Source organism: Winogradskyella rapida, assembly GCF_042675845.1.
Lineage (GTDB): Bacteria > Bacteroidota > Bacteroidia > Flavobacteriales > Flavobacteriaceae > Winogradskyella > Winogradskyella rapida.
Window position 1 is genome coordinate 335458 of the sequence record NZ_JBHTKM010000063.1, and the last position, 18943, is coordinate 354400.

The 18943-nt window shown below is 36.4% G+C and carries 11 protein-coding genes; 9 read left to right on the forward strand and 2 right to left on the reverse strand.

Annotation, left to right across the window (positions count from 1 at the left end):
• Positions 1-37 precede the first annotated feature (37 nt).
• Both ACFQ13_RS08910 and ACFQ13_RS08915 read right to left on the reverse strand, forming a co-directional pair.
• Complete coding sequence (locus ACFQ13_RS08910; protein WP_386116392.1) at positions 38-1801, reverse strand: alpha-L-fucosidase; 1764 nt, start codon at positions 1799-1801, stop codon at positions 38-40.
• 141 nt (positions 1802-1942) lie between these two features.
• On the reverse strand, positions 1943-5071 hold the full coding sequence (locus tag ACFQ13_RS08915) for a TonB-dependent receptor (RefSeq protein ID WP_386116394.1): 3129 nt from the start codon (positions 5069-5071) through the stop codon (positions 1943-1945).
• Positions 5072-5286: 215 nt separating this feature from the next.
• Here ACFQ13_RS08915 and ACFQ13_RS08920 point away from each other — a divergent pair, with 215 nt between their 5' ends.
• The 9 genes from ACFQ13_RS08920 (at position 5287) to ACFQ13_RS08960 (ending at position 18935) form a co-directional block, all read left to right on the forward strand.
• The gene (locus ACFQ13_RS08920; protein WP_386116397.1) at positions 5287-6810 is read left to right on the forward strand and encodes an alpha-L-fucosidase; all 1524 of its coding nucleotides are present in this window, start codon (positions 5287-5289) and stop codon (positions 6808-6810) included.
• Positions 6811-6831: 21 nt separating this feature from the next.
• Entirely contained in the window at positions 6832-8022 is a 1191-nt protein-coding gene (locus tag ACFQ13_RS08925; RefSeq protein ID WP_386116400.1) for a putative glycoside hydrolase, read from the forward strand.
• Positions 8023-8051: 29 nt separating this feature from the next.
• The gene (locus tag ACFQ13_RS08930) at positions 8052-9923 is read left to right on the forward strand and encodes a sulfatase (protein WP_386116402.1); all 1872 of its coding nucleotides are present in this window, start codon (positions 8052-8054) and stop codon (positions 9921-9923) included.
• Between the two features lie 16 nt (positions 9924-9939).
• Positions 9940-11820: a sulfatase gene (locus tag ACFQ13_RS08935; RefSeq protein WP_386116404.1), complete on the forward strand. Its 1881-nt coding sequence runs from the start codon at positions 9940-9942 to the stop codon at positions 11818-11820.
• A 190-nt stretch (positions 11821-12010) separates the two neighbouring features.
• The gene (locus ACFQ13_RS08940) at positions 12011-13189 is read left to right on the forward strand and encodes a DUF6786 family protein (protein WP_386116406.1); all 1179 of its coding nucleotides are present in this window, start codon (positions 12011-12013) and stop codon (positions 13187-13189) included.
• The gene (locus ACFQ13_RS08945) at positions 13186-14796 is read left to right on the forward strand and encodes a sulfatase family protein (RefSeq protein ID WP_386116408.1); all 1611 of its coding nucleotides are present in this window, start codon (positions 13186-13188) and stop codon (positions 14794-14796) included. The genes ACFQ13_RS08940 and ACFQ13_RS08945 overlap by 4 nt, the downstream gene beginning before the upstream one ends.
• Positions 14797-14846: 50 nt before the next feature.
• Complete coding sequence (locus ACFQ13_RS08950; protein ID WP_386116410.1) at positions 14847-15992, forward strand: carboxylesterase family protein; 1146 nt, start codon at positions 14847-14849, stop codon at positions 15990-15992.
• Positions 15993-16142: 150 nt separating this feature from the next.
• Entirely contained in the window at positions 16143-17387 is a 1245-nt protein-coding gene (locus ACFQ13_RS08955) for a hypothetical protein (protein WP_386116412.1), read from the forward strand.
• A 99-nt stretch (positions 17388-17486) separates the two neighbouring features.
• Complete coding sequence (locus ACFQ13_RS08960) at positions 17487-18935, forward strand: sulfatase family protein (protein ID WP_386116413.1); 1449 nt, start codon at positions 17487-17489, stop codon at positions 18933-18935.
• Positions 18936-18943: the final 8 nt, after the last annotated feature.

An 18943-nucleotide genomic window follows, 5' to 3' on the forward strand; every position in this document is an offset into this window, starting at 1 on the left:
ATATGGTAGAGAAGGGCGCTTCATAAAGATGAGATAATTATTTAATAGGTAAAATTTTAATCGACTTTAAACTAGAGGTATTAGCATCACCTTCAACCAATGAGGTTTTTATAATATGATTTCCTGCTGTTTTAAACTCTAAAATCCCCATTCTGCGGTAGGCATACTTATCCGTAGCCGCTTGTTGGTTTTGAACTTTTATACCTTCATCTGTAGTGGTTTTCCAAACTAAACGTCCTTCACCTTTATATTCTAAATCTAGATAATAATAACCTGGTTGTTGCACATTCACTTCCCAAGTTACCGTACCATTTTCTTCCCAATTACTGACTTGGTTAGCGTGTTTCCATTCGCCAAATTTTTCCATCCAGCGTACATTTTTTTGTTCAGCACCTTCAGCAACTCCAAACTCCGTTAATAATCGTGTTGGTACATTAGGATAAATTCCTAAATGCGTTTCTACAATTGGTGTTTTAGCTTTTAGATTAACTTCAATAACTGAAATCAATTCTTCAGGGGCTTTATAAGGTACATCAATCACCAACCAATCGTTTTCCATCTTATAGGTTAAAGGACTGCTTTGGTCTCCATTTAAAAGTGCGATGTTTTTTACCTTAGATTTTAAACCCGGTAAGTATAATTTACCATCTGTTGGCCACTGCCCTACAGATAAGTAAAGCGACTTATTGTTTGTTGTAACATCACCCCATGGTAAGGCGTAACCCCAAGGTGAACTACCTGCATCATATACGACTTGTGGATATTTTTTAATCCAACGACCTGATTCTTGTAAAAATTCAATTCCTATATTTGGAATTGCCCCATTACTATCTGGCCCTACATTAAATAAATAAGATCCACCACGAGCGACTGTTTCAATAACACGACCTAAAATTTTCTTAGGGCTTTTAAAGTTGTTATCATACCAAGCGTATGACCAAGAATCATTATTAGTATCACAAGTTTCCCAAAGTCCTTCAACATTACGTGTTGGTACTTCCATATCTCCGATACTTGCATAGTCTCCCATACCATACCCAACACGACTACACATCATCGCATTTGGTTGTAATTCTCTTACCATATCGGCTAATTCTACCACATATTCTTTTGGCATATCACCAGGAGTATCAAACCACACGAAATCTATGTCACCATAATTAGTACATATTTCTTTAACTTGAGGCTTACATTTATTGTAGAAATAGTCTTTGAAGTCTACTTTATTTCCATTTTCATCAACTTCTGGACCTCTTGTTCCTCCTGGAGCCGTCCAATCTTGGTTATGCGAATAATAAAATCCAAACCCAAGACCTAATTCTTTACACGCCGCAGATAACTCGTGCATAGGATCTCTACCAAATGGTGTTGCATCTACAATATTGAAGTCACTTGCTTCTGAATCGAACATTGCAAACCCTTCATGATGCTTACTGGTAATGATGATATATTTCATCCCTGCATCTTTAGCCAATTGGGCTATTTGCTTGGCATCAAATTCGGTTGGGTTAAACGTTTTAGCGGTTTCCATATATTTTTCTGGTGCAATATTAGCCACACGCTTGCTCATTAACCATTCGCCAATACCATAATAGGTTTTATCTTCCCATACGCCACCAAGGTTTGAAAATAACCCCCAATGAATAAACATCCCGTAGTTGCCTTCATCAAACAACTTTGCTTTTCCACTTTTTAAGGCGTCACCCGTAACCGTAGTTTCACCCCACATTTCTTCCATTCCCTTTTTATCTTGAGAATGACCATTGGCAACACCTAAAAGTGTTACTAAAACGAATATCATTAAACATCTATTCCTAAACATATGCGTACTTTATTTTTTTAATTTTTCTTTTTTTCTCTTTTCCTGAAAAGCCATTTTCAAAACGCTTTTAACATCTAAGCGTGAAGCGATGGGCTTTTAACATCTTAATTTTTATGGTGCTTACAAACGGTATCTTAAACCAATTTTCCACGTTGGAGTTCTGGTATAATACGATGTAAAGTTTTGAGGATCGTCACCAATATATCTTCGGGTATCTTCTCCTGTAAGGTTACTTACCCCAGCACTGGCTTGAAGTCCTTTGATGATATTGTATTTTAAATTGATTCCTAGAAGTGTTGTCCCTTCAGTATAATGCGCTTCATCGGCACGCGTAGATCCGATACCACCTAAATTACTTAAGTAGTTACTTCTATGCGCCACGGTGAATCTAAAGGTGAATCCGTATTTTTCGTAATAGGCCACTGTATTAAAGTTGTGCTTTGAAGTTCCTGGAAATCCATTTGTAGCATCACCAACGGCACCATCAAAATTACTTTCAACAAAAGAATAGTTAGCTCTTAATCCAAACCCACTAAAGAAACCTGGTAAGAAGGTAAAGTGGTGGTTAAATCCGATTTCAAAACCGTACAATTGCGCATTGGTAATATTAATAGGTGTTGAGATATCAAATAATAAATCTTCTTGTCCGGCAGGAATAGAAACTCCTAAGGCTTCAATTCCAGGATACGCTTGGTCATTTAAAGTTTGTGTTCCGATATAGTTTTTAATGTCTTTATAAAAAACACTTCCTACAAAAGCCCCACCATTTCTACTGTACAATTCAAAAGTAGCATCATACATCCATGCTGAATACGGTTTTAATTCTGGATTTCCAGATTTAATGGTCCCTCGGTATAAGCTTGTTCCTAAATTTGGTTCGTAGTCTGGCGAATTAGGATCGAAAATTGCTGATTCCGGATCTAAATACGTTACCTCATTAATAGGCATCATATCCTTATATTTTGGACGAGATGTGGCATTTGAAGCACTAAGCCTCACATTGAAATTTCTTTTCACTTTAAAATTAGCATTAAAGCTAGGCAACACATCCCATCTTGAGTTATCTACTTCATGGTATATAGCGTCACTGACAATATTGCTGGTCTCAGCAATAGGATCAATGGCCTCTACTCCTGTAAATCCTTTAGACTCATTGACGGTATTTATGGCACGTACACCAAAATTTAAAATCACAGGAATATCAAACACTTTCGTTTTGGTATCCACTTGGGCATAGGTAGAATAACTCTTTTCAATAGCCCCATATGACTTTGCCGGATTAAATTGTAAATCATTAGGATCAGATACAATTTCATTCATAGGCGTATTAAAATCGAAAACGCCACCACCATTTAAATTATCAAACCCTGGTGTTAAATCTAAAACCGCATTTCCAGGAATATTAATCCATTGATCTAAGCCTGTTCCGCCACCTAAAAAATTACCTGGAACATAATAATTATTAATAGAAGTAAGCTCTGTAAATTGCTGTTGTTGTTCGTCTGTAAAATCGCCGTAGATATCGTCTGCATTAGCCTGTGCTTCACGTGCTTCAAAATCTGTTACTGCAGCACGCGCTCCTACGGTTAAAGTGGTCTTTTTATCAAAATTATATTCAAAATCTAATCGCGAAGCATAATTATCACCCTTAGTTCTAATATGACGTTTTGTAGTAGATCTTAAAGAAAATTGAGTAGGGTCTAGAATTTCATCTGGCACACCATATTGCGGAAGGTTTCCTCTTAAATCTAAAAAGAAAGCACTATTATCATAGTCTTGACCATTTAATCGTGATGTGATTTGCGTTAAGTTTTGGAAATAATCTAAATTAGAATACGACAAATCGAAACTAAGATTCCACTTCTTTGAATGTTTATACTTTGTATTTAAACCTAAAATGTTATTAGTGGTGTTATTGTTATAAAATTGATTTTTATTCTGAATATTAACGCGAGACTGGTTGGCTCCAGCCGCATTAATATAAGCTAAATTATTACCGTTGAAAACAAGACTTCCTGGCGAAAAGAAGTTTTCAGCCCCTAACAAACCATTAGCATCACCACCTGAAGCCATTGACATTTGAAACTGTTGCCTATCAGATGCGGCAAGTAAGCGTGTTAAGGTATAATCTAATAAGAACTCTAATTTCTTGCTTGGCTTATACTGAATTGCCGCAGATACAGCCACTTGCTCTCTACTATCGTTTCTTAAAACATTATTAAGCGTTGCAGGCACTAACGTATTTTCGTAAACCGTTTCACCGTCTTCAAAAGCCCCATTGTTATCGGTATCTTCAAAAAAGGTGACATTTCTATACCCACGCATCCCAGCTTCTTCACGTTGTCTAAAATCATCGGCATACACTATAGAAACGGCAGCTCCTAGGGTTTCATGTATTTTCCCTCCAAAAACCGCTGAGTATCTCTGATCGAAATCAATATTTTCAAAATCCGCTTCACTATCTCCTCTTAGGTTAACACTCGCAAAATAATTCTTACCTCTTTTATAACGTTTATCTAAAGGCCTTAAGGTTTGAAAATCTACAGTTCCACCGATATCAGTTGCCAATTCTTTAGCCTGTGTGGTTTTGTGAATCCTAGCACCTTTAATAATTTCAGTGGGAATAACATTTAAATTAAATTTTCTAAAATCGGACTTCCCTTCGTTTCCTGCTGAAATAGGTAAACGTCCATTCATACTAATTTTTACGAATTGTGGACCAATACCTCTAATAGACACACGGTCTCCAGACACCCCATCATCATTTCGTTCTACTTGAACACCAGCAACCCTTTGTAAGGCATCAGTAACATTACTATCTGAAAAACTTCCTATATCCTCTGAGGTAATTGACTCTATTACGGTAGCCGCCTCACGCTTATCTCTTACAGATTTTAATTGCGAACTTCTAATCCCTACGTTAATTACTACCTCATCTAAAGCTTCAGAATCGACCTCCAACTGTACATTGATAACTGTTTTACCAACCGTAGAAATTTCTACCGTTTTATAGCCCATATAATGAAACTCAAGAATACCATCAGGATTTTTTAAGTGAATCGTATACTCCCCATCCATTGAAGACATCGCGCCATTCTGAGTTCCTTTCTCTATAACACTTGCTCCAGGTAAAGGCGAATTTTGTTTATCTGTAATCTTACCTGTGATCACTTTTTCCTGAGCGAATGCAAATACACTTTGCATAAGCAGAAGTATAAAAAGTAAACCCGTATAATTATTTTTTTTCATGACATGATGAGTTGGTTTGTATGACTACAAATATGAATTAATTAAGCCTAATCAACTTGCTCTGTTCCTTTTTAAATTTTCTCAAATCAACCAAAACCCTTTAGAATCAACACCTCTCAGCATTTTTGAAATTTTACAGCAACAAAATGACAGAATAGAGAAGTCTTATTAAATTACTAAATGGTTAATTTGTATAGTATCCTATTAGAAACTATATGGCTTTCAAATCCCACATTATTATCCCTTTATTAACCTTAAGCAGCAGTCTAGCTTTTGGTCAAATTAACACGGCTTCGAAAACGATTGAGGCGAATTGGGAATCTATGGCCGCCAACTATCACGTCCCAGAATGGTTTCAAGATGGTAAAATTGGCGTATGGATGCATTGGGGAATTCCGTCATCAATCGATGAAAATAGACCTGAAGATGGATCGCATTATGGAAGACGCATGTATGGGGATGAAGATTATGATGCCAGAAATGAACCCGACAGATTGCGCACTGTAAGATTATCGGAATGGCATGAAAAACGTTATGGAAATCCTTCAGAATTTGGTTACGAAAAATTTATCGCAGATTTTAAAGCTGAAAATTTTGACGCTAATGCTATTGTGAAATTCGTTAAAGATTGTGGCGCACGCTTTATCATGCCTGTCGCTACACATCACGATAATTTTGACATGTATGATTCCTTCTTTCCTTGGAATGCCGTAAACATGGGGCCAAAAAGAGATATTCTTAGAGAATGGAAAGATGCGGCCTATAAGCATGATTTAAAATTCGGTGTATCTACACATTTATATTGGTCGCCACGCTTTTTTAGAACCGCGAGAAAATTTCAAAAAGAAGGCTCAGCAGCTTGGGACTTTTTCAATATGGATTATGATACCTATAAGTTTGCTAGCCAAGATAGCTGGAACCAACATTGGTACAAACGCTCTTGGGACTTAATTGAAAAGTATGATCCGGATATGTTTAACAACGATTCGCCATATCCTAAAATAGGTTCAGGAAAAGGCTTAGGCGTAAAACTATTCTCAGCGTATTTAAATAGAGATTTAAAAGAAAACAAGGGCAAACAAACGACTGTTTTATCCTTTAAGAACACCAAAGAAAACAAAGCCGCATTCACCTATAATTTAGAGCGTGGTATGTTTGGTGAGCTACAAGAACACCCTTGGATTTGGGCTACCGATTTATCAGGAAGTTGGTTTTACCGCAAGAACTCGTTTACCAGAATGTCCTTGCCTGTTTTAATAGGTAATGCTATTGATGCGATTAGTAAAAATGGCGCCGTTATGATTAATATTGCCTTAAAAGGCGATGGTACTATTCCTGAAAACCAAAAACAAATGCTTAGCGCTTTTGGCGCTTTTGTGAAGCATAACCAAGAAGGCATTTACAATACCAGACCTTGGAAAACCTTTGGTGAAGGTCCTTTAGAGATTGTTACCAAACGTGCAGGAGAAAACCTAAAGCCCTTCTCTGAAAAAGACATTCGTTTTACCACAAAAGACGATACTATTTATGCCTTTGTCTTGGCTCCACCAACCGAAGATATCTTAATTGAAACACTGAAAAAAGACGGCCTTTTAGAAAAAAACATCAAAAAGATACAATTATTAGGGAGCGATCAAACCATTAGCTGGAAACGCAGTAAAGAAGGCTTATTAATTACACATAACTTTACAACGCTACCAAACCAATCAGCGCTATGCTTTAAAATAATCACGGAATAGTTAAAATTTAGAATAAGATTAATGCATTACAAATCGTCCATTTTATTGCTTTTTCTAGCCGTTTTTTTAACGGCCTGTGCTGCGCATAAACAAGAAACGGTTGTGGTAAAACAGAAATTACCCGACTTTTCTTGGGATACAATGCCTTTGTATATGCATTTGCGTAAATCTTCAGCCTTCAACAGAAAGGAACTGAAATACCTTTCCAAATTTCCTTTAATTACTTTTGAAAAAACAACAGGAAGTAAAACTTACGGATCTGCAGAAAAAGGAACGCTTAAAGCTGCGAAAGCCGTAAAAAAAATAAATCCGGAAGCCACCATATTATACTATAAAAACGTAGTCGTTAATTGGGGCGGTTACAAGAAAGACAAAGCTTTTTTAAAACAACATCCTGAAGCGTTATTGGTTAACAAAAACGGTAAAAAAGCTTTAATGCCTAATAAGAGAACGGGCTTTTTTGATATCTCTAAAGATTATGTTCGTGCGTATTGGTTAAATCATGTAAAAAATAGCACTGAAAACCCATATATTGATGGGGTGTTTTTAGATGCTAATATTAAAGTTTTAGTCCCTACTTTCTTTAGTAATCGTGTTGGTGAAGCCAAACAACAAGCTATTCAATCGGGTTACTTAACTATGATGTCCGATTTAAATACCCAATTAGGAAAAAACAACTTACTGCTTGCGAATATGCTTCGTGTACGTCCCGAGTTTAAAGATTCAGGAAGAGATTATATGAAATTCTTTGATGGCTCTTATATTGAAGGCTTTGAGCATGAGAGTTTTGGCATGACTTATGAAGATTATCTTGCTAAAGGCATTGAAGCGGTTCAGAAATCAGCTCGAGAAGGTAAAGTTATTGCCATGTCTCTTGGCATAGGGAAAGCTTTAGAGAATGAAAATGTAGGTATGGATGATGTTAGAGCACGCTTAACCAAAGATGATAATGATGACCTTACCAAACGTATTGATTATCTATTGGCCATTTTTCTAGTTTGTGCCGAAAAATACAGTTACGTTTACCCTCATGATGGTTATGATGTTAACAGGTCTGCTGTCTGGTTAAAAACCTTTCCGCAGTACAACAAAAAATTAGGAGCCCCAAAAGGCTTTGCGCAACGCGACGGCTATATTTACACACGCGCTTTTGAACACCTAGATGTTTGGCTCGATATTAAAAACCAAACCGCTCAATTACACTGGAAATAAACTAAAAACTAAATATTTATACATAAAAAATGAAATCACTTTTAACAACGCTTACCATTTTATTGTGTTTTACTAATCATGCTATTAGTCAAAACAAAAGCAGTATAGACAAACCTAATATTGTTATCTTTTATGTAGATGATTTAGGTTGGCAAGATTCAGAACTGAATGATTTAGATGAACCCACACCTTGGGAAACACCAAATATGGTAGCACTCGCAAAAGAAGGTATTAATTTTACCAATGCCTATTCGCCTGCTCCTACTTGTGCACCATCAAGAGCAGCAATGCTTTCGGGATTACACCCTACTAAAACTGGCGTAACACATGTAAGTGGCGGAACTGCACCTAAAAGCACTAAACGCTCTAAGTATTTAACGCCATTTTACCCTATTGGTTTAATGCCTGAAAATTTCACCATTGCAGAAGCCTTAAAAATGAATGGCTACACCACAGGTCATGTTGGAAAATGGCACGTTGGAGCACTTGACATTCAGAAATCAACTAAACAAGGTTTCGATTTTGCATACGAATCTAGAGGTGCACACCAAGGCCCTAAGAGAGAAAAGAACCGTGTAAATAATTTTGCAACCCACGATGAAGGTGACCGTTACCGTTTAAGTGATGAAAAATATCCTCCGTTTACAAAGGAATCTCCTAACGGAATTTCTTATCCAAAGGATATGGTGACCGAAAAAGCTCTTGAATTTATTTCAACAAGTAAAGACGAACCGTTCTTTTTATACCTAGCACATTGGTTGGTACATGCGCCAATTCACACGAAGAACAAGGAATTATTACAATATTATAGTGATAAATTAGGGATTGAAATGCCTACAAAAGATATCCCAATTAAAACAGGAGGTCAAACCAACCCATTTTACGGTTCTATGGTAACCACTTTAGATTGGAGTTTAGGACGCATAGTAGATTTATTAAAAACCACAGACGATCCAAGACATCCTGGTAAAAAGTTAATTGAAACCACTTATATCATTTTCTCTTCAGATAACGGCGGTGTTGAAAAAGCCAATGGTGATATCGTTACAGATAACTTCCCGTTAGATCAAGGAAAAAAGTACGCCCAAGAAGGTGGTATTAGAGTGCCTATGGTAATTGCTGGTCCTCAAATTCCTAAAGGAGAAACTAAAGATGTATTGATTAATCAATTAGACTTTTTTCCAACAGTATTAAACCTTACCAACAGTACAGTACCTGAAAAGTACAGTTCAGAGTTTGATGGTTTAGATATTTCTGGGGTTTTATTAGATAATGACAAAGAAGTAGCGGACAAAAACGGAAACGCAAGAGAAGATTTATGGTGGCACTTTCCACATAACACGGATTCTCAAATGCAATCTGCGATAAGACATGGTGATTATAAGTTATACAAAAACTTAATTCCAGGAACCTATGAATTATACCGTTTATACAAAAATGGTAAAAGAGAAGATTTAGAAGAGAAATTTGATATTGCTAAAGACAACCCAAAAGTGGTTAAAGATTTAGCGGCAAGATTAGAAAAATATCTAGAGGAATATAATGCACAATTCCCTTATAAGAACCCTTCAAAATTCAAGGCTGAAGAAACTGCGTCTATTCCAGTAATTGTTAACGATACTTATGATGCTGAATCGCGTAAAGCAACCATCACATTAGAAAAAGGAAAATCTGATGTTGTAGAACCTTATGTTTTAATTCGAATTGCGAATAAATCGGCATTAAAAAAGAAAGGAAAACTAAAAAAGCATTCTACAACCTTTATAAAAGTACCTTTAGAAGCGAGCAAAAACAATTTAGAATACACCTACACTGTACCTGAAAACATTATGGAATATGGATTTGTTTTAATTGATGAAAATCAATTTATGGTTCAAAGTGAATTCCGTAGAATCAACTAAAAAATTAAGCTTTAAAATGAAACACAATAAATTAGTCGCAGCCCTAGTTTTTCTAGCGTTCTTTTCCTCAAACTATAGTCACAGTCAGGAAAACGATTTAATAAAACCGAACATCATCATTTTTTATGCTGATGATTTAGGTTGGCAAGATGTAGAATTAAATGATTTAGATGAGCCTTGTGCATGGGATACTCCAAACATCAAAGAGTTAGCAAAAGACGCCATTAATTTTACCAATGGCTACTCGCCTGCTCCAACTTGTGCACCTTCACGATGTGCTATTTTAACGGGATTACATCCTGCAAAAACAGGCATAACAAATGTGAGCGGTGGGAAAATTCCAAAAGCACATAGATCATCTCAATATATTAGTCCTTATTTCCCTGAAGGTTTAATGCCAGAACATTTCACTATTGCGGAAGCTTTAAAAATGAACGGTTATAAAACAGGACACGTGGGAAAATGGCATGCAGGACATTTAAAAATTCAAAGTTCTACCAATCAAGGTTTCGATTTTGCACACGAATCTCGTGGTGCACACCAAGGTCCAAAAGGTAAAAACAACAGAACCAATTTTTTTGCCACGCATGATGAAGATGATAAATACCAATTGAGTGAAGAAAAGTACTTTCCTTTTACTAAAGAATCACCTAATGGTATTTCGTATCCTAAAGATGCAGTTACTGAAAACGCCCTTCAATTTATTAAAGACAATAAAGAAGAACCGTTCTTTTTATACCTCGCACACTGGATGGTGCATTACCCTATTCACACTAAAAACCGTGAGTTATTACAATACTATTGCGATAAATTAGGCGTAGATTTCCCAACCGAAGATGTTCCAATGACCTCAGGAGGCCAAACCAATCCTTATTTTGGTGCTATGGTAACCACCTTAGACTGGAGTTTAGGACGTGTGGTAGATTTACTAAAAACCACAGACGACCCAAGAAATCCTGGTAAGAAATTATACGAAACCACTTATATCTTTTTCTCATCCGATAACGGAGGAGCCGAGCAGCGTAAAACAGAAATCATGTCTGATAACGCGCCTTTAGATAAAGGTAAAAAATACACCGAAGAAGGTGGTATTAGAGTGCCAATGCTTATTTCAGGCCCAAACATTTCCAAAGGACAAACACAGGATATGTTAATCAATCAGTTAGATTATTTTCCAACGATATTAAATCTTACCAACAGCCAAATTCCTTCAGAATACAGTGCTGATTTTGATGGTTTAGATATTTCAGAGGTTTTATTAGAAGGAAAAAGCGAAGTCAAAGATAACAACGGAAACGTTAGAGAAGATTTATGGTGGCACTATCCTTATGGTCTTGAGCATCAAAATCAATCGGCTATCCGATCTGGCGATTATAAATTGTATAAGAAATTTATGACTGGTGAATATCTGTTATATCGTTTATATAAAAATGGTAAACGTCACGATTTAGAAGAGCAACACAATATTGCTAAAGAAGAGCCAACAATCGTAAAAGCTTTATCTGAAAAATTAGAACAATACATCAAAGATTACGATGCTAAGTTGCCGTATAAGGAACCTTCAAAATTTAAAAGTGATAAGAATGTTGCTGCTATTCCTGTGATTGCAACAAATACCTTTAACGCAGCATCTCGCACAGCAACAGTACAATTAGAACAAGGAAAATCTAAGGTGATTGAAAGCTATGCGCTTGTAAAAATTTCAGATCCTGTTAAGAGAACAAACAAAGGCAAGAAGAAAAAAGTAAGGTCTACCTACTTAAAAGTCCCTGTAAACATAAGCAATAATGGTTTAGAATTCAGCTATTCCGTTCCGGAAGAGGCTATAGAACATGGACTTATTTTAATTGATGAAAACCGTTTTATGGTAAAAAGTGAGTTTAAAAAAGTTAAATAAATAAGTGTTGAAGAGGACAACGGGAATCATGAAAAATAGTGTTAAGCTGTGGCTTGTGCTTCCTGTTTTCTTTTATAATCAATGCCTATAACAAGAGACAAACATCTCATTTATAAAGTATCAACGAAAAGCAGCCCAATAATTAAAACGTTTTTAATCCTACCAACCCATTCTAGCGACTACTAACACTATGAATAAAGCAAACCATTTTTCTAAAGATCTTAACTTTCTAAAAACGCATACCGACATCATTGTGTTGCAAGAAGGCGAAAGTGCATTAGCTATAGCACCACAATTTCAAGGACGTGTAATGACCAGTACAACCAATGTATCGGAAGGTGCTAGTTTTGGTTGGATTAACAAAAAAGTTATTGAAGCCGGTTTTTTACCCGAAGAAGAACGTAAAGGTCGTTTAGAAAATCAGATTTATGTATTTGGTGGCGAAGAGCGCTTTTGGTTAGGTCCTGAAGGTGGACAGTTTTCACTCTTTTTTAAACCGGAAGACAATTTCGATTTTTCAAACTGGAAAACACCTGCCGTTATAGATACCGAAGCATTTACTTTGGTGTCGAAAACGAATAATACAGCAACATTTGAACACCAATGCGAATTAGTAAACAAAAGTGGCACCGTTTTTAAAATGGGCATTGGGCGTTCCATTTCTATTTTGAATAAAGCGTCAATACAACAAATCCTGAACAAAACATTTTCAGACAACATTGCATTTGTTGGCTATCAAACCAAAAACCAAATTACCAATATTGGAGAAAAACCATGGCTTCCAGAAACAGGATTACCTTCTATCTGGCTTTTAGGTATGTATAAGCCTTCACCAGAAACCACTATGGTCATTCCTTTTAAAGCTGGTGAAGATGATGATTTAGGACCAAAGGTAAACGACACCTATTTTGGTAAAGTTCCTGAAGCTTATTTAGAAGTCAACAATGACGTGTTATACTTTAAAGGTGATGGAACCAAACGCAGTAAAATTGGTATCAACTCAAAACGTTCAAAAGGTATTGCCGGAAGTTATGATGCTGTAGGGAAAGTTTTAACCTTATTAACCTATAATGCGCAAGATGCCTCTAACGGTTATGTAAATTCGGCTTGGGAATATCAAGAAGAACCCTATGCAGGTGATGTTATAAATGCTTATAACGATGGCGCACCAGAACCAGGCGTTGCACCTATGGGACCTTTCTATGAATTGGAAAGCTCATCCCCTGCTGCTGCCTTAAAACCGAATGAAACAATGGTTCATATTCAAACTACCATCCATTTACAAGGTGATGAAGACGAACTCAGTACTATCGCTGAAGCCACTTTAGGTGTCAGTGTAGATGCTATTTTAAAATCGCTAGAAGGATGAAAAACAACAAACTATTTAAAGTTTTTTCGCTAAGTCTATCGCTTTTAGGCTTACTCGTTCTGTTTTCTAGTTTTATTGCAAAGAACATAACAGAAAAACCTAAGACTAAAAAGCCTAACATCATCTACATTCTAGCTGATGATTTAGGCATTGGCGATCTTAGTATTTACAATGAAAACAGTAAAATACAAACACCGCATTTAGACCAAATGGCTAAAGAAGGGATGCGATTTACCGATGCGCATACCTCATCTGCGGTATGTACACCAACACGTTACGGTATTTTAACCGGACGCTATAATTGGCGAACCCCTTTAAAGGAATTTGTGACTTGGGGGAACTCACCGAGTTTAATTCAGAACAACAGATTAACCGTTGCGCAACTACTCAAAGATCAAGGTTATAAAACGGCTAATATTGGAAAATGGCATTTGGGCTTAAACTGGAGTATGAAAAATAATAGTCCTGAATTTGATCATTATTCAGAGCGTTCGGACCGTTTAAATTTTAAGGCTATTGATTATAGCCAACCTTTAAAATTTGGGCCTTTAGATATGGGATTTGATTATTCGTTTATGATTGCAGCATCTTTAAATATGCCACCTTATGTATATTTAGAAAATGATAAGGCTACGATGCTTCCAACAGATAAAACCGAAAGAAATAGAAAAATACATCCGTTTAGTAGCTGGATAAAAGGAGACGTTGCAGACGATTTTAAACACGAAGAGGTTTTACCTAAAATAGTGGATAAATCCATTTCATTCATAAAGGAAAATGCCAACAAAGACCAACCGTTTTTTATGTACATCCCTTTGCCTTCGCCTCATAATCCTGTGCTTCCCATTGCACCATGGAAAGGTCAAAGTGAGATTGGTAGTCCTTATGCCGATTTTGTAATGATGATTGATGATTTAATGGGCACTATTTTTGAAACCTTAAAAGCACAAGGCATTGACGATAATACCTTAGTCGTTTTTACTAGTGATAATGGCTTTGCCACTACCAACGATTTAAAAACCTTAAGACAGAAAAAACACAGCCCAAGTTATGTGTATAGTGGTTATAAAGGCAGTTATTTAGAAGGTGGTCACAGAGTTCCATTTCTAGTAAAATGGCCAGGAAAAATTAAACCCAATTCCATTTCTGATGCTACCATATGTACTACCGACTTCATGGCAACCTGTGCCGATATCGTGGATTATGAGTTTAAAGACAATGAAGCCGAAGATAGTTTTAGCATGTTGCCTTTACTGACCAATGAAGGCACTTATTTAAGAGACGCTACGATTCATCATGATAAATATGGTGTTTTTGCTATTCGGAAAGGCGACTGGAAACTTGTTATGGCGCCTAATTCTGGTATTATGGCTTCCGGAAAAACTAAGATTCATAAAGGTGTTCATTCAGAAGCACTACTTTATAACTTAAAAGAAGACATCAAAGAAAAAAACAATGTTGCTGATCAGTATCCTGAAAAAGTGAAGGAACTAAAAACCATACTTATTAAGCAAATTAGAGATGGCAGAAGTACCCCTGGAAAAATTCAAGAAAACGATGCTATATCTGGCGAATGGCCGCAAGCCGCATTTGCCTTTGAAAACTAAATTGAACTATAAAAATCAAGGCTTCAGTAACAAATAAAAACTTCAGCAACATGACCACATTTATGGGACTTCAAATAAATAGACTTTTGATGATTGCGTTCACCATAGCATCGGTGTGGCATGGTTTTTCACAATCTGATGATGTATCCAATGGGGCTTACAAAGCTTTCTTACTTCAGAAAACGTGGCAGAAATTAGACCCAGATCATAATCAGAAGTTTACGGAAGCTGAAGATAAAAGACAATGGAGACGTTACAAACACTATGATGTCAATAAAGATAGCATACTCACTCAAGAAGAATTTACCAATAATTTCCGCATTCCTTATTTAAAAACCGAAGGCAAAAGGAAATTAAATGTCTTATACAAAACCACAAAAGAAGAGGATTTATACTTAGACATTTACTATCCTAAGCACAATAAGAAGGATGAAAAATTACCTGTTGTTTTCTACACCCACGGCGGAGGTTGGGCTGCAGGAAGTAGACATGGCGCTGCCAATGCGTCTTTTAAAACCGTACACATGGCACTATTAGAACAAGGGTTTTGTGTGGTGTCTGTGAGTTATAGATTAGTAGAAAAAAATGGCACAACGGCAATGCGCGACTGTATTATAGACAGCAAAGACGCCCTTCGTTATATCTCCAAACACAGTGAAGCGCTAGGGATTGATAAAAACAGATTTTATGCTTTTGGGGATTCCGCAGGAGGCCAAATTGCTCAAATGTTAGTATTGAGTTCGCCCGACAGTCTCATTGGAGATAAAGATTTAGCCAAATACACGTATACCATGGCTGCAGGTGTATCCTGGTATGGTCCTGTTGATTTTGAAAATACAAGTCTGTTTAATCCGGATGATAGACCAAATTTCAAAGATCGATTTAGCCCAAGAATTTTAAAGTCCGGTACTAAAAAAGAAGAGGCTTTGTCCTTGTATAGAGAAATGAGTCCTGTAAATTATTTAACTCAAGACAGTCCACCTTTGTTATTACTGCAAGGCGATAGTGACAACACCATTCCTGTAAAACATGCGTATTATATGGAAGAAAAGAATAAAGCTATTAATGCGCCAGTCACTATTCAAATTGTTAAAAACTCTGGACATAACTGGCGAAAAGTAGGGAAACCTATTCAACCAACACGAGATGAGATTGTGCAAACCACCATTGACTTTTTTGTAGCACATTTAAAATGATTTAGAACCTGTTTAATAGTAAATTATAAAGAGTATTGCTTCTTTTTATTTAAAAAAAATAAGGTGGATTAAAGCAAACAAAAGGGGTTTTAAGGCAATTCTTTGGAAGCGTTTTCTTTTATTTTTACTAAAAAAAATAAGCAGACAATTATGAAACCCATACAAATTATATTACTCGCCCTATTATTCCTTTCATCTTGTTCTAAGCAGGATGATCAGCCAATAGATGATCAGTCAATAACTGAAGAACCGGATCCAACACCAGAATCAAGTGCAGAATGGTTAAGTGGTTCTTGGGGAGTTACCTTTCCTATTTATGGAGGTGAGCGATTAGATTCTGAAGTCGCTGGAGGTTATGATTACAGAGCTGGCGCGCAACAAATTATTGATGAATTACCTGCAACAGGCCACATCATAACTAATCTTTCTAATTTTGCAAAATCATATTATTTTACTTTAAGAGGGAATGAAAATGTAGATATCGCTACAGAAATAGACGAACTCTTAGTTCCAAGTCTAGAAAATGAACAAATAATCTTTGATGTTCTTCAAAATTTCAAAGATGCAGGAAAGAAAAATATTCTATATATCTCTACCAATTATTTTGATAGATTAGGACCAAGTGAATCAGATGATGAAGACTTTAATGCAGCACATACGGCATGGATAACATATTATACAAATGAATTTGAAGGAAATGAATATGCTGCATACAGAGACCTTGTACAAGGATTTATTTTACGCATTAAAGATTATGCTGATGGCTATTGGCTAGACACTACCGCAGAATTAGACGATGATGGTCATATGGAAGATTTTGTTCAAATGATTAGAGATGCAGATCCTGATGCTGCTATTTCAGCATCTCCCAACGGAGCCTATTTCACGGATGAAAACAATGAGTTTATAAAAGTAGATTCTGACGGTGTTGATGATACAGATGATAGAGATTATAAAATTGTAAGCTTCGAAGGTGTAAATAACTATCAAGATTTTACAAGTGGCCATGTAACACCTTTAGGACAAGGAGCTCCTCCTAATTCATGGGCTTATGAAGAGTTTACAATGCCAGCAATGGTTGCCAATCCTTGGGGTGAATATGATGGAAAAACAATATTAAAACATGCATGGTTTCCGGTGAGAGACAAATGGCACGTATCATCAGCAAATTTAATATTTGGTACCGAAGATGCTTATAGATTTACAAGAACACTTAGGGATGCAAATGCTGGAGTGACATTTGCAACTACTACTGATGATGTAAATAACAAAGGATATATGATGGCAGAAGAAATGACAATTATGAAAACCATTAACGATAGATTGCTTTCTAATCCTATGCCTGACTTTGAACCTTATGTAAGGCCTGAAGGTGCGTATTTAGTGGGTGAGTAAAGTTGTGATAAAATATTTTAATAAGTAGCAAAAAGTTAAATAATGATGAATAGAATGCGTTTTTTTTATGTGAAATTTGTTTTTGCAATTTGTATGTCTATGACTTGGTCAGGATATGCACAAGACAAATCAAAACAACCCAATATTGTTTTTATTGTTTGTGATGATTTAGGTTATGGAGAAGTACAAGCACTTGCTCCAGAAACAAGTAAGATTAAAACACCAAGTATAGACCAATTAACCCGAGAAGGTATGGTTTTTACCGATGCGCATTCTGGTTCTGCCGTTTGTACACCAACGCGTTATGGAATTATGACAGGACGTTACAGCTGGCGTACTAAACTACAAAGAGGCGTAGTACAGGGTTTTGCGCCTAACCTTATTAAAGAAGACCGTCCGACCATTGCCAACTTCCTTAAAGATCAAGGATATCATACGGCTTTAATTGGGAAATGGCACTTAAATTTTCAATACATAGATCCGGTTACAAAAACAGCCATTGAGAAAAAATCTAAAAAACATTTACCACCTGTAGGTGCCACGATTCCTGATGGCCCTATTAATCGTGGTTTTGATTATTACCACGGTTTTCATCATGCTAAAGACATGAAAGCAGTTATTGAAAATGACAAAGTCATTCTCTATGATGATGAAATTAACATGTTACCTCGTTTAACAACAAAATCGGTAGATTATATTAATCAGCAGGCCAAAAATAAAGATGGAAAACCGTTCTTCTTATATGTGCCTTTAGGCTCACCTCATACACCGATTTTACCTTCAAAAGAATGGCAAGGCAAAAGTGGTATGGGCGATTATGCCGATTTTGTCATGCAAACCGATGCGACCGTTGGTGCTATAACAGATGCGATTGAAGCTAACGGCTTAACCGAAAATACCTTAGTGATTTTCACGAGCGATAATGGAACCTCTAAAGCTGCAGATATTGAAGGACTTGCGGCACAAGGCCATATTGTAAGTGCTGGTTATCGTGGTTCAAAATCCGATTTATGGGATGGTGGTCATCGTGTGCCTTTTATTGTAAAATGGCCAAGTAAAGTAAAACCAAACAGTACGAATGACGATTTAATTTGTTTAACCGACATCTTCGCTACTTTTTCTGAAATCACCGATGTTCCTGTACCAAGTAAAGCAGGAGAAGACAGTGTGAGTTTTTTACCCGCTTTACAAGGTGAAGCTATTAATAGTACACGAGCAGGTGTCATCCACCACTCTATCACAGGCCACTTTGCTTATCGCTTAGGCAAATGGAAATTACTACTAGCTAAAGGTTCTGGTGGTTGGTCGTCACCACGAGAAAGAGAATCTGCAGACATGCCTAAAGCACAATTGTATGACATGGAAAATGATCCTGCTGAAACCGAAAATTTATATACAAAACGTCCTGAAATTGCAGAACAACTTTTAAAGCAATTAGAATTAGACATCAAAACAGGACGAAGTACCAAAGGGGAGTTTTCTGAAAATGATGTGGACAAAATTGTGCTTTGGAAAACAAAACCAAAACGTAAAAAATCTAAAAATTAATCATCCTA

Coding starts and splice junctions, on each gene's coding strand:
- ACFQ13_RS08910 (WP_386116392.1), bottom strand. CDS start 1,801: ATGATATTCGTTTTAGTAACACTTTTAGGTGTTGCCAATGGTCATTCT.
- ACFQ13_RS08915 (WP_386116394.1), bottom strand. CDS start 5,071: ATGAAAAAAAATAATTATACGGGTTTACTTTTTATACTTCTGCTTATG.
- ACFQ13_RS08920 (WP_386116397.1), top strand. CDS start 5,287: ATGGCTTTCAAATCCCACATTATTATCCCTTTATTAACCTTAAGCAGC.
- ACFQ13_RS08925 (WP_386116400.1), top strand. CDS start 6,832: ATGCATTACAAATCGTCCATTTTATTGCTTTTTCTAGCCGTTTTTTTA.
- ACFQ13_RS08930 (WP_386116402.1), top strand. CDS start 8,052: ATGAAATCACTTTTAACAACGCTTACCATTTTATTGTGTTTTACTAAT.
- ACFQ13_RS08935 (WP_386116404.1), top strand. CDS start 9,940: ATGAAACACAATAAATTAGTCGCAGCCCTAGTTTTTCTAGCGTTCTTT.
- ACFQ13_RS08940 (WP_386116406.1), top strand. CDS start 12,011: ATGAATAAAGCAAACCATTTTTCTAAAGATCTTAACTTTCTAAAAACG.
- ACFQ13_RS08945 (WP_386116408.1), top strand. CDS start 13,186: ATGAAAAACAACAAACTATTTAAAGTTTTTTCGCTAAGTCTATCGCTT.
- ACFQ13_RS08950 (WP_386116410.1), top strand. CDS start 14,847: ATGACCACATTTATGGGACTTCAAATAAATAGACTTTTGATGATTGCG.
- ACFQ13_RS08955 (WP_386116412.1), top strand. CDS start 16,143: ATGAAACCCATACAAATTATATTACTCGCCCTATTATTCCTTTCATCT.
- ACFQ13_RS08960 (WP_386116413.1), top strand. CDS start 17,487: ATGACTTGGTCAGGATATGCACAAGACAAATCAAAACAACCCAATATT.